The sequence below is a fragment of the Streptomyces sp. WZ.A104 genome (genome assembly GCF_002382885.1).
Lineage (GTDB): Bacteria > Actinomycetota > Actinomycetes > Streptomycetales > Streptomycetaceae > Streptomyces.
Window position 1 is genome coordinate 77389 of record NZ_NWVL01000013.1, and the last position, 12625, is coordinate 90013.

The 12625-nt window shown below is 73.2% G+C and carries 11 protein-coding genes; all 11 read left to right on the forward strand.

Annotation, left to right across the window (positions count from 1 at the left end; all coding sequences use genetic code 11):
• Positions 1-10: 10 nt before the first annotated feature.
• On the forward strand, positions 11-895 hold the full coding sequence (locus CIB93_RS09835; protein ID WP_179500051.1) for a carbohydrate ABC transporter permease: 885 nt from the start codon (positions 11-13) through the stop codon (positions 893-895).
• The gene (locus tag CIB93_RS09840; protein ID WP_096626174.1) at positions 895-2196 is read left to right on the forward strand and encodes an ABC transporter substrate-binding protein; all 1302 of its coding nucleotides are present in this window, start codon (positions 895-897) and stop codon (positions 2194-2196) included. The genes CIB93_RS09835 and CIB93_RS09840 overlap by 1 nt, the downstream gene beginning before the upstream one ends.
• Positions 2197-2262: 66 nt before the next feature.
• Positions 2263-3528 (forward strand): macrolide-inactivating glycosyltransferase, encoded by a 1266-nt coding sequence (gene mgt, locus CIB93_RS09845; RefSeq protein WP_257002122.1) that lies wholly within the window; start codon positions 2263-2265, stop codon positions 3526-3528.
• A gap of 201 nt (positions 3529-3729) precedes the next feature.
• A complete protein-coding gene (locus tag CIB93_RS09850) occupies positions 3730-4278 on the forward strand; it encodes a DUF1697 domain-containing protein (RefSeq protein ID WP_096626176.1) in 549 nt (182 codons plus the stop codon).
• Positions 4271-4684, forward strand: coding sequence for a DUF4440 domain-containing protein (locus tag CIB93_RS09855; RefSeq protein ID WP_096626178.1), 414 nt, complete (start codon positions 4271-4273; stop codon positions 4682-4684). Before CIB93_RS09850 ends, CIB93_RS09855 begins: the two co-directional genes overlap by 8 nt.
• A gap of 279 nt (positions 4685-4963) precedes the next feature.
• Complete coding sequence (locus CIB93_RS09860) at positions 4964-6655, forward strand: ABC transporter ATP-binding protein (protein ID WP_096626180.1); 1692 nt, start codon at positions 4964-4966, stop codon at positions 6653-6655.
• Positions 6652-8445: an ABC transporter ATP-binding protein gene (locus CIB93_RS09865; protein WP_096626182.1), complete on the forward strand. Its 1794-nt coding sequence runs from the start codon at positions 6652-6654 to the stop codon at positions 8443-8445. Before CIB93_RS09860 ends, CIB93_RS09865 begins: the two co-directional genes overlap by 4 nt.
• A gap of 54 nt (positions 8446-8499) precedes the next feature.
• Entirely contained in the window at positions 8500-9561 is a 1062-nt protein-coding gene (locus CIB93_RS09870; protein ID WP_096626184.1) for an ABC transporter substrate-binding protein, read from the forward strand.
• An 80-nt stretch (positions 9562-9641) separates the two neighbouring features.
• Positions 9642-10667 carry an iron ABC transporter permease gene (locus CIB93_RS09875; RefSeq protein WP_096626186.1) on the forward strand — a complete coding sequence of 342 codons (1026 nt, stop codon included), beginning with the start codon at positions 9642-9644 and terminating at the stop codon, positions 10665-10667.
• Positions 10664-11755: an iron chelate uptake ABC transporter family permease subunit gene (locus tag CIB93_RS09880; RefSeq protein ID WP_096626188.1), complete on the forward strand. Its 1092-nt coding sequence runs from the start codon at positions 10664-10666 to the stop codon at positions 11753-11755. Before CIB93_RS09875 ends, CIB93_RS09880 begins: the two co-directional genes overlap by 4 nt.
• A gap of 3 nt (positions 11756-11758) precedes the next feature.
• Positions 11759-12592 (forward strand): ABC transporter ATP-binding protein, encoded by an 834-nt coding sequence (locus CIB93_RS09885; protein ID WP_096626190.1) that lies wholly within the window; start codon positions 11759-11761, stop codon positions 12590-12592.
• Positions 12593-12625 lie beyond the last annotated feature (33 nt).

Consider the following 12625-nt stretch of genomic DNA (forward strand, 5'->3'; position numbering starts at 1 on the left):
ACGAGAAACGATGAGACGAGGAGTGGTGAGGCGAGGGTCCGCAGGGCGGGAGCCGGCCGGGCTGCGCACCAGCAGCGCTGCGCGCGCCGGCCAGTACCTCGCGCTCCTGGCCTATCTGGCCTTCCTCGCCCTCCCGTTCCTCTGGCTGCTCTCCACCGCCTTCAAACCCGCCCGCGAACTGGGCTCGCTGCATCCGACCTGGATTCCCGAGCAGCCCACCCTGGACAACTTCCGCCAGGCCTTCGACGAGCAGCCGCTGCTCCAGGCGGCGGCCAATTCGCTGATCGCGGCCGTCTCCGCCGCTCTGATCACCGTCGTCATCGCCACCCCGATGGCCTATGTGATGGCCCGCCACCGGGGTCGGCTCGCCACCGCCGCGACCGGCTGGGTCGTGGTCAGCCAGGCGTTCCCGTTCGTCCTGGTGATCATTCCGCTCTTCCTGGTGCTGAAGGACCTGCATCTGATCAACACCCTGTGGGGGCTGATCCTGGTCTATGTCGTCTGGTCGCTGCCCTTCGCCCTGTGGATGCTCGCCGGGTATGTGCGCGCAGTGCCCGCCGAGCTGGAGGAGGCCGCCGCCGTCGACGGCGCGGGCCGGGTGCGCACCCTCGTCTCGGTCGTCACCCCGCTGCTCGCGCCGGGGATCGTCGCCACCGCCCTGTTCGCGTTCATCACCGCATGGAACGAGTTCTTCTTCGCGCTCGTCCTGCTCAAGACCCCGGAGAAGCAGACCTTGCCGGTCGTCCTCACCCACTTCCTCGGCGCGGAGGGCGTGGCCGACCTCGGGCCGCTCGCGGCCGCCGCGTTCCTCGCCACACTGCCCTCCCTGGTCCTCTTCGCCTTCATCCAGCGCCGGATCACCGGCGGCATGACGGCCGGGGCGGTGAGGGGCTGATGCGCGCTGCCCTGACCCGGCGGGCCGCCGCGGCCACCGCCGTACTGGCCCTCCTGCTCACCGGCTGCTCCGGCGGACGGGACGACGGACGGGACGCGGACGGCACCATCCGGCTGCGGTTCCAGTCGCTGGCCTGGCAGAAGGAGTCCGTCGACGCCAACAAGCAGCTGGTGAAGGAGTGGAACGCCGCCCACCCCGGCGTCCAGGTCGACTACGTCCAGGGCAGCTGGGACAGCGTCCACGACCAGCTGCTCACCTCCTTCGAGGGCGGCGAGGCGCCCGACATCATCCACGACGCATCCGACGACCTGGCCGACTTCGCGTACGGCGGCTATCTCACCGATCTGGGCCCCCTCCTCCCGGCCCGTCTCAGGGCCGAGATCCCCGAACAGTCCTGGCGCACCACGACCTTCGGCGAGGGCGTCTACGGCGTGCCGTTCCTCCAGGAGCCCAGGGTCCTGATCGCCAACACGAAGCTGCTGAAGGCCTCCGGCGTCCGCATCCCGACCCCTGAGGACCCCTGGAGCTGGGAGGAGTTCCGGCGGGTCACCAAGGAGCTGACGGGCAAGGGGCGGTACGGGATCGCCTGGCCGCTCAAGGAGCCGGTCTCCGTCACCCTCAACCTGGGCCTGTCCGGCGGCGGGCAGCTCTTCCACCGCGACGACGACGGCAAGGCGGTCCTGCGCTTCGAGGAGGGCGACCGGGTGGTGCCCGGCACCATCCACGACCAGGTCAACACCGACGGCAGCGCCGCCCGCAGCGCCTTGGGCATGGGCGGGTCGGACTCCCTGCCCGGCTTCTTCGGCGGCAAGTACGCGATGGTGCCGCTCGGGTTCTCCTACCGCCAGCAGATCATCCAGCAGGCGCCCGAGGGCTTCGACTGGACGGTTCTGCCGGCACCGGCGGGTGCGGCCGGGCCGACCCAGGGGGTGAGCCCGCAGACGCTGTCGGTCGCCGAGGACAGCCCGCACAAGAAGGAGGCCGTGGCCTTCATCGACTTCCTCCTGCGGCCGCCGAACATGGTGCGACTGGCCCGGGGCGACTGGATGCTGCCGACCGGTACCGAGGCGCTGGCCGACCCCTCGCTGCACACCGCCGAGCACGGCTGGAACGTAGGGACCGCGCTGGCGCGGGGGCTGCGTCCGGCGCCCGCCCAGAGTGTGCGTGGCTATCCCGAATGGAAGGACAAGGTGGCCACCCCCGCCCTCCAGGAGTTCTACAGCGGCGCGATCGGCATCGGTGAACTGCGCAAACGGCTGGTCGACGACGGGAACAGGGTGCTGGCGCGCTACCAGCGCTGAGGAGGGGAGGGAAGCGGGGGCGGAAACAGATTGCACGAGACGTCTCGTCTCGTTTACGGTGCCGGCATGACGGAATCCCCGCGTGCCCACATCGCCATGTTCTCCATCGCCGCCCACGGACATGTGAACCCGAGCCTCGACGTCATCCGCGAACTGGTCGACCGTGGACACCGTGTCAGCTACGCCATCCCGGCCTCCTTCGCCGAGAAGGTCGCCGCCACCGGCGCCGAGCCCGTGATCTACACCTCGACCCTGCCGACCGACGAGGACCCCGAGGCCTGGGGCACCGAGCTGATCGACAACATCGAACCCTTCCTCAACGACGCGATCCAGGCCCTCCCACAGCTGGCCGAGGCATTCGCGGGCGACGAGCCCGATCTCGTCCTGCATGACATCACCTCCTATCCCGCCCGCGTCCTCGCCCACCGCTGGGGCGTCCCCGCCGTCTCCCTCTGGCCCAACCTCGTGCCCTGGGAGGGGTACGAGAAGGAGGTCGGTGAGCCGATGACCGCCGAGCTGAAGCAGACCGAGCGCGGCAAGGCGTACTACGCGCGCTTCGACGGCTGGCTCGCCGAGAACGGCCTGGGCCATGTCTCCTCCGACGACTTCGTGGCCCGCCCGCGCCGCGGCCTCGTCCTGATCCCCGAGGCGCTCCAGCCGAACGCCGACCGGGTCAACCGCGAGATGTACACCTTCGTCGGCGCCTGCCAGGGCGACCGTGCCGACCAGGGGGAGTGGCGGCGGCCCGCCGGTGCGGAGAAGGTGCTGCTGGTCTCGCTGGGCTCCTCGTTCACCAAGCAGCCCGCCTTCTACCGGGAGTGCGTCACGGCCTTCGGCGACCGGCCCGGCTGGCATGTGGTGCTCCAGATCGGCGCACACGTCGACCCGGCGGAACTCGGCGACGTGCCCGGCAATGTCGAGGTGCGTCAGTGGGTGCCGCAGCTGTCCGTGCTGCGGCAGGCGGACGCCTTCATCACCCACGCCGGGGCGGGCGGCAGTCAGGAAGGGCTCGCCACCGGTACCCCGATGGTCGCGGTCCCGCAGGCCGTCGACCAGTTCGGCAACGCCGACATGCTCCAGTCGCTCGGCGTGGCCCGGCACCTCCCGATGGAGGACGCCGACGCCACGAGCCTCGCCGAGGCGGTGCTCGCCCTGGTGGACGACCCCGAGGTGGCCGCCCGGTGCGCGCGGCTGCGCGAGCAGATGGTGAGGGAGGGCGGCACACCGCGCGCCGCCGACCTCATCGAGGCCGAGATCGATGCCGAAGCCGAAGCCGAAGCCGAGGCCAAGGCCGAGGTCAACACGAAGAGCTGGGCCGAACTGTCCTGCTGAGCGGAGTCGTTGGACTGTTGCAACGAGTCCGGCGACGCGAGCCGGAGCTCGCCCGCCCGGGCCCCCGAAGCGATCGCCGTCGCCTCGTACACGGACGGCGACCAGCGGCCCTCGTCCTCCAGCCACCGCGGCCGCCGCGCTCTCCCCCCACGGGGCGCGGCGGCCGCGGTGTGCGCGGGGATCGTTCTAGGGTGGGTGGCCATGACGACGACGTACGCGGCACTGCTGCGCGGGATCAACGTGAGCGGCAGCAGAAGGGTCCCGATGCCCGAACTGCGCGACGTGCTCACCGGGCTCGGCCACACCGGCATCGCCACCTATCTGCAAAGCGGCAACGCCGTCTTCCGCAGTGACCGCGAGGACGAGAACGCCCTCGCCGCCGACCTGCGAAAGGCCCTGCACCAGCGGTTCGGGTTCGCTGTCGACTGCCTCGTCCGCGACAGCGGCTATCTCGCGGCCGTCGCCGACGCCTGCCCCTTCCCCGCCGCCGAACTGGCGGGCAAGCAGCTCCACGTCACCTACTTCGACCGGCCCGTGGACGCCGACCGCTTCGCGGACCTCGACGCCCCCGCCTTCCTGCCGGAGGAGTTCCGGCTCGGCGACCGCTGTCTGTATCTGTACGCCCCCGACGGGCTCGGCCGCTCCAAGCTGGCCGACGCCCTGGGGCGCCCCCGCCACACCAAGGGCCTCACCGCCACCACCCGTAACTGGAACACCGTGGCCAAACTCGTGGAGATGACCCGTGTCTGAGCCGTCGCCCGCCGTGGCCGCAGCCATCGAAGGCGAGCTCCGCCTGCTGGACCCGGCGGTGCGGGCCTGCGCCGGTCTCCTCGCCGAGCTGCTGCACCCCGAGTTCCAGGAGATCGGCAGCAGCGGCAGGCTCTGGAACCGGGAGACGATCATCGCGTCGCTGACCGCGGAGGACGCCCCGCTCCCCGGCCCGCTGACCGCGTCCCGGATGCGGGGGGCGCAGCTCTGCCCCGACCTGGTGCACCTGACCTTCGACACGGAGTCCAAGGGGCTCCGCTCGCACCGCAGTTCCCTGTGGAGGCTGGCACCGGAGGGCTGGCGGCTCTACTTCCACCAGGCGACGCCGTTCAGCGACGACTCGCTGACCCGCGATCCGCTGTCCGACGGCCCGTTCGCCGGGGCCTGACCGCCGCCGAGCAGCGCTCAGGCACTACGCGCCGCCGCTCCGTACCGTCCGGCGAAGCGGCAGCCGTCTCGTGGTCACGGGCCGCGACGTCGTCTGCGCGGACGCCCGCAAGGGCCGCCGGCTCCGCGTGGGGCCGGAGCGCCGGATCGGGGATTCCGACCCGCGGAGGCCAGGGTTCCCGGCTGCATCGAATTCAGGTTAGCCTTACCTTCGTTTGTCTGGAGGTGGGTGGCCGAAAGGCGCCCCTCCGCTGTTCGCGACACGCTGAGGAGCAGGTGAGTGGGGGCTGATACGGCCGGGCGCGGTGTCATCCGCCGCGCCGTCGCACGGCAGCGTCGCGATGTCGTCGTCGGATCGGTGCTCGGCGCGGGTCACCAGATCGGCGAGGCCCTCGTCCCCGTCCTCATCGGGATGATCGTCGACCGTGCCGTCGTCCGCCCCGACGGGGGAGCGCTGGCCCTCTGGCTGGTGGTCCTCGCCGTCGTCTACGCCATGCTCTCCTACGGCTTCCGCTTCGGCGCCCGGGCCGGTGAGCGCGCCGCCGAACAGGCCGCGCACCACCTGCGCCTGGATGTCGTACGCAGGGTCCTCGCTCCGCACGGCGGAGCGGAGGCCGGACGGCCGCCCGGCGCCCTGGTGAACGTGGCCACCGAGGACGCCCGCCGGGTGGGGGCCGTCAACATGGCCCTGACCCTCGGCATCGCCGCCGTCGTCGGCGTCGTAGCGGGCGCGGTGCTCCTGCTCCGCGCCTCCCTGCCCCTCGGGCTCCTCGTCCTGATCGGCGCCCCGGCCCTCATGGCGCTCGGCCACTTCCTGGCCCGCCCCCTGGAGCACCGCAGCGAAGCCGAACAGGAACGCGCCGCCCACGCCTCCGGGGTCGCCGCCGACCTGGTCGCCGGGGTCCGTGTGCTCAAGGGACTGCGGGCGGAGCACGCCGCCGTCGACCGCTACCGCGCCACCAGCCAGGCCTCCCGTGAGGCCAATGTGCGGGCCGCCCGCGCCGCCGCCCTCCAGACCGGCCTGATGCTCACGCTGACCGGCTCGTTCATCGCACTCGTCGCCCTCGTCGGCGGCCGCCTGGTGCTCAGCGACTCCATCGGCCTCGGCGCCCTTGTCTCCGCCGTCGGCCTCGCCCTCTTCCTCCCCGGCCCGATTGGCGTGCTGGCCTGGGTCGGCGCCGAGCTGGCCAAGGCCCGCGCCTCCGCCGCCCGGATCGCCGACGTGCTGGCCGCCCCCGGCGAGACCACCGGCGGCACCGCCGAACCGGCGGCTCCCGGCCCCGGCGAACTGCGCCTGCGCGGCCTCGGCCACGCCGGGCTCGACCGCCTCGACCTGACCGTCCGCCCCGGTGAGCACCTCGGCGTCGTCGTCACCGACCCGGCCGACGCCGCGACCCTGCTGCGCTGCCTGGCCCGTCGCTGCGACCCGGACCGGGGACGCGTCGAACTCGACGGCGTACCCCTCACCGAACTGGCCCCGGCCGCCCTGCGCTCCGCGCTGCTCGTCGCCGAGCACGACGCCCAGCTCTTCGACGGCACCCTCCTGGAGAACGTCACCGCCGCCGCGCCCGCCGGGTCCGACCCGCGCCCCGCGATGGACGCCGCCGCCGTCGAAGAGGTCGCCTCCGCCCTGTCCGGCGGCGCCGACGGCCGGATCGGGGAACGCGGCAGCTCACTCTCCGGCGGCCAGCGCCAGCGCGTCGCCCTGGCCCGCGCGCTCGCCGCCGACCGCGGCGTCCTGGTCGTCCACGACCCGACGACCGCCGTCGACGCCGCCACCGAGGCCCGGATCGCCGCGGGCATCCGCCGCGCCCGTACCGGCCGCACCACCGTCCTGGTCACCAGCAGCCCCGCGCTGCTGGCCGCCACCGACCGCGTCGTCCTCATCGACGGCGGCGCGATCGCCGCCGAGGCCCCGCACGAGGACCTCGTACGCGACCATCCCGTCTACCGCACGGCGGTGCTCACATGACCACGAAAGCGGAGAATTCGGGCATAGGCGAGGGTGGCGACGGCAGGGAACTGCTCCCCGTCGCCACGGCCGCCCGCACCCGGGCCGCCCTGCGCGCGCTGATCCGGCCCGACCGGGGCCTCGCCCTGACCGGCATCGGCGTCCTGGTCGCGGCCACCGCGGTCGGCCTCCTCGTCCAGCCGCTGCTGGGCCGGATCGTCGACGTCGTCGCCGACGGCCGCCCCGCCGCCGACCTGACCCTCCCCGTGGTCCTCCTCGTCGTGGTCGCCGCGGTCCAGGGCCTCACCACGACGGTCGGGCTGACCCGGATCGCGCGCCTCGGCGAGACCGTACTGGCCCGGCTGCGCGAGCAGTTCGTCCAATGCGCCCTGAACCTCCCCGCCGACCGGCTGGAGCGCGCCGGGGCCGGAGACCTCACCGCCCGCGTCACCGGAGATGTCGCCCGGGTGGCCGAGGCCGTGCGCTCCGCGCTGCCCGAGATGGCCCGTTCCGTCCTCGCGATCGTCCTCACTCTCGGCGCGATGGCCCTGCTGGACGTACGGTTCCTGCTCGCCGCGCTCCTCGCGGTCCCCGTCCAGCTGCTCACCGCGCGCTGGTACGTGCGCCGGGCCGTCACCCTCTACGCGGACCAGCGGGTCGCCAACGGGGCCCAGCAGCAACAGCTCCTGGAGACCATCGGCGGGGCCGTGACCGTACGCGGCCACCTGCTGGCGGAACAGCACACCGAACGCACCGCCCAACGCTCCCGCGAGGCCGTCGGACTGACCATGCGCAGCGTCAACCTGGTGCTGGGCTTCTACGGGCGCCTCCACATCGCCGAGTACACGGGGCTGGCCGCCGTCCTCGTCACCGGGTTCCTGCTGGTGGGCGACGGGGCGGTGTCGATCGGTACGGCGACGGCCGCCGCCCTCTACTTCCACAGCCTCTTCGGGCCCGTCAACGCGGCCCTGGTGCTGCTCGACGACGCCCAGTCGGCGGCGGCCGGACTCGCCCGGCTGGTCGGGGTCACCGACCTCACCCGGCAGGCGGAGCCCGTCGCCGTACCGCGGCAGCGCACCGGACCCGAGGCGGCCGCCGTCACCGTGAACGGGGTCGGCCACGCCTACGGGCCCGGCCGCCCCGTCCTGCACGAGGTCTCCCTCACGCTGAAGCCCGGAGAGCACGTGGCGCTCGTCGGAACCAGCGGAGCCGGGAAATCGACGCTCGCCCGGATCGTCGCGGGCGTCCAGCAGCCCACCACCGGTACGGTCACCGCCCCCGCGGCCACCGGACAACGCCCGGTCGTCCTGGTCACCCAGGAAGTCCACGTGTTCACCGGCACCCTCGCCGACGACCTCCGGCTCGCCCGCCCCGACGCCACCGACGCCGACCTGCGTACCGCCCTGGCCGCCGTGCACGCCCTGGACTGGGCCGAGGCCCTGCCCGACGGACTGGCCACCGTCGTCGGCGAGGGCGGCCACCGCCTCGACCCGGCCCGCGCCCAGCAACTGGCCCTCGCCCGGCTCGTCCTGGCCGACCCCGCCCTCGCGGTCCTCGACGAGGCGACCGCCGAGGCGGGCAGCGCGGGCGCGCGCGTCCTGGAACGTTCCGCCGAGGCCGCCCTGTCCGGCCGCACCGCCCTGGTCGTCGCCCACCGCCTCACCCAGGCCGTCGCCGCCGACCGGATCGTCGTGCTGGAGGCGGGCCGGGTCGTCGAGAGCGGTCCCCACGACGAACTGCGCGACGCGGACGGACCCTACGCGGCCCTGTGGCGCGCCTGGTCCGGCAGCCGCACCGCACCGCACCCCTGACTCCACGCACCCCCGCCCCCCGTGGCACGTCCACCGTCCCCGAAGGAATCGCTCATGTTCCGCTTGTTCCAGCGCACCCGGCTGACCGCCGTGGCCGCGTCCGCCCTGCTGCTCTTCGGAGCCGCGGCCTGCGGGTCCGACGAGGGCGGCGACGCGGCCGCCCCGTCCGCCGACGACAGCCCGCGCAAGGGCGCCTACCCGGTCACCCTCGACCACAAGTACGGTGCCACCACCCTCAAGGCCGAGCCGCAGCGCATCGTCACCGTCGGCCTCTCCGACCAGGACGCCGTGCTCGCCCTCGGCAAGGTCCCCGTCGGTACCACCGAGTGGTTCGGCGAGTTCAAGGGAGCCATCGGCCCCTGGGCCGAGAAGGCCCTCGGCGACAAGCCCCGGCCCACCGTCCTGCACGACGACGGCACCGGACCCCAGGTCGAGAAGATCGCCTCCCTGCGCCCCGACCTGATCCTCGCCCTGTACTCGGGCCTCACCAAGGACCAGTACCGCACCCTCTCCAAGATCGCCCCCGTCGTGGCCCAGCCCAAGGACGGCCCGGACTGGGGCATCTCCTGGCAGGACCAGACCGCGCAGGTCGGCAAGGCCCTCGGCAAGAGCGAGGAGGCCGCGGAGCTGGTCGCGAAGACCGAGAAGCACATCAACGACGCCGCCGCCGCGCACCCCGAGTTCAAGGGGAGGACGGCCGTCATGGCCACCCCGTACGAGGGCATGTACGTCTACGGCTCGCAGGACAACCGCTCCCGGGTGCTGAACGGCCTCGGCTTCCAGCTGCCCGCCGGCCTGGACAAGGTCGTCGGCGACGCGTTCGGCGCCAACATCAGCAAGGAGCGCACCGACCTCCTCGACACGGACGCCGCCGTCTGGATCGTCGCCGACCCGGACAAGGACGCCAAGAAGCTCCACGCCAACCCGCTCTACGGAAAGCTCGACGTGGTCGAGGAGGGCCGCGAGGTGATGGTGAAGGAGAGCAGCCACTTCGGCAGCGCCATCTCCTTCGTCACCCCGCTCAGCATCCCGTACACCGTCGACCGCCTGGTGCCGATGCTGTCCGCCGCAGTCGACGGCAAGACGGACACGAAGGTCGTCCACCCCGCGTCCTGACCCGTCCTGGCCCGTTCTGACGAGCCCTGACCCGTCCCCGCCGAACCACCCCTGAGGAACCGGACCGTGGAGCCAGCCCCGTGACCCGCCCCGCCCGATGGCGACCCGCCCTGCTCGTGGCCGCGCTCGGCACCGTGCTGGTTGTGCTGTGCCTGCTCTCGATCGGGCTCGGCGCGCTCCAGATCCCGCCCGGCGACGTGCTCAAGGCGCTTTTCGGCCGGCCGACCGGGCCCCGCGTCGAGGACGTGATCTGGTCCGTGCGCATCCCGCGTACGGCGCTGGGCCTGGCGGCGGGCGCGGCGCTCGGCCTCTCCGGCTGCGTGATGCAGGCGCTGACCCGCAACCCGCTGGCCGACCCGGGCATCCTCGGGGTGAGCGCCGGGGCCGCGTTCGCCATCGTGCTGGCCGCCGGGGTCGCCGGGATCGGCTCGCTGCTCGGCTACATCTGGTTCGCGTTCGCCGGGGCGATGGCCGCCAGCGTCGTCGTCTATCTGCTGGGAAGGATGGGGCGTTCGGGGTCGACTCCGGTGAAGCTGGCCCTGGCCGGAGTCGCGGTCACCGCCGTCCTGACTTCGCTGACCAGCGCCATCGTCCTCACCGACCCGCACGCGCTGGACCGCTACCGCTTCTGGTCGGCCGGTTCGCTCGCCGAACAGGACGCCTCCACCGTGCTGCGCGTCCTGCCCTTCCTGGCCTTCGGCGCCCTCCTCGCCCTGGCGAGCGCCCCCGCCCTCAACAGCCTCGCCCTCGGCGACGACGTGGCCGCCTCGCTCGGCCGCAAGCTCGGCCTCGTCCGCCTCCAGGGCGTCATCGCCATCACCCTCCTCACCGGCGGGGCGGTGGCGGTGATCGGCCCCGTCGTCTTCATCGGCCTGGTCGTCCCGCACGTCGCCCGGGTCCTCGCCCAGTACGCCGGACTCGGCCCGGACCACCGCTGGCTGCTGCCGCTCTCGGCCGCCCTCGCCGCGAGTCTGCTGCTCAGTGCGGACATCCTCGGCCGAGTGATCGCCCGGCCCGTCGAGGTGCAGGCCGGGATCATCGTCGCCTTCATCGGCGGACCGTTCTTCATCGCCCTGGTCCGCCGACGCCGCCTCGCGGAGGTATGACCGTGACCACCGACACCCTGCCCACGAAGTCGCGCCCGGCCGCGAAGTCGGCCGCCCGCCCCTTCCGGCTCGCGTTCCCGCCGGTCTCCGGCACCCTGCGCCCCCGGCAGCTCGCGGTCTGCGCCGCGCTGGCCTTCGCCGTGTTCCTGGCCCTGTGCTGGAACGTCTCCATAGGGGAGTACGGCATCCCCCTCACCGACGTCGCCCGTGCGCTGACCGGCTCCGGCGACCCGGGCACCCTCCTCGTCGTCCAGGAACTGCGGCTGCCCCGCGCCATGACCGGGTTGCTCGCGGGCATCGCGTTCGGCATGTCCGGGGCGCTGTTCCAGACGATGACCCGCAACCCGCTGGCCAGCCCCGACATGATCGGCCTGACCCAGGGCGCCGGGACCGCCGTCGTCGCGGGCATCGTGCTGGGCTGGGACTTCGGCCTCGGCACCCAGGCTCTCGGCCTCCTCGGGGCCCTCACCAGCGCCCTGCTGGTCTACGGGCTCGCCTGGCGGCGCGGCACCACCGGCTACCGCATCATCCTCGTCGGCATCGGCGTCTCCTGGGTCTGCCTCAGCATCACCGACTTCCTGCTCGCCCGGGGCGGCCGCTTCCAGGCGCAGGCCGCGCTCGGCTGGCTCGTCGGCAACCTCAACGGCCGCGACTGGCAGCAGGCCGCACCGCTCGCCGTCTCCCTCCTCGTCCTGGTGCCCGCCGCCCTCCTGATCGGCCGCCTGATGCGTACGCTGCAACTCGGCGACGACGTCGCCAAGGGGCTCGGCACGCGGGTCCAGACCGTCCGCCTCACCGTCCTGATCACCGGCGTCGGCCTGGTCGCCTTCGCCACGGCGGCCGCCGGACCGGTCGCGTTCGTGGCGCTCACCGCCCCGCAGATCGCCCAGCGCCTCTGCCGCACCGCCTGGCCGCCCCCGCTCGCCGGCGGACTGACCGGCGCCCTCGTCGTCCTCGCGTCCGACGTCCTCGCACGCGAACTGATCCCCGGCACCGAACTGCCCGTCGGGATCGTCACCGGAGTGCTCGGCGCCCCGGTGCTGCTCTGGCTGCTCATCCGCGTCAACCGCGCGGGCTCAGGAGGCTGACCGATGACCACCGCCGAACCCGACCTGCGGGCCGAGGGACTGCACCTGGGCTACGACGACCGGGCCGTCGTCTCCGGCCTCGACCTGGCCGTCCCGCCCGGCCGCATCACCGCCATCATCGGCGCCAACGCCTGCGGGAAGTCGACCCTGTTGCGCGCCCTGGCCCGGCTGCTGGCCCCCCGCGAAGGAGCGGTGAGCCTGGACGGCCGCGCCCTGCACACCATCCCCACCCGGGAGCTTGCCCAGCGGCTCGGCATCCTCCCGCAGTCCCCGGTCGCCCCGGAGGGCCTCACCGTCATCGACCTGGTCAACCGGGGCCGCTCCCCGCACCAGACGTGGTGGCGGCAGTGGACCAAGGCCGACGAGCAGGCGGTGCACGACGCGCTCGCCGCCACCGGCACCACCGACCTCGCCGACCGCGCGGTGGACGAACTCTCCGGCGGCCAGCGCCAGCGCGCCTGGATCGCCATGGCCGTCGCCCAGGGAACCCCGGTTCTCCTCCTCGACGAGCCGACCACGTATCTCGACCTCGCCCACCAGATCGACGTCCTGGACCTGGTCGTCGACCTCAACCGCCGCGAGGGGCGCACGGTCGTGATGGTCCTGCACGACCTCAACCAGGCCTGCCGGTACGCCGATCACGTCATCGCGATGAAGAAGGGCGGCGTCGTCGCCGAAGGCGCACCCGCCGACGTCATCACCGCCGAAACCGTCGAGGACGTCTTCGGCCTCCGCTGCCAGGTGGCCACGGACCCGGTGAGCCGGACCCCGCTGGTGATCCCGGTGGGCCGCCACCACACCCCTGACCCCGACCAGCCGCAAAAGACGCCCGCCTGACGGGCGGCCGCACGTACCGGCCGTACGGCAGCC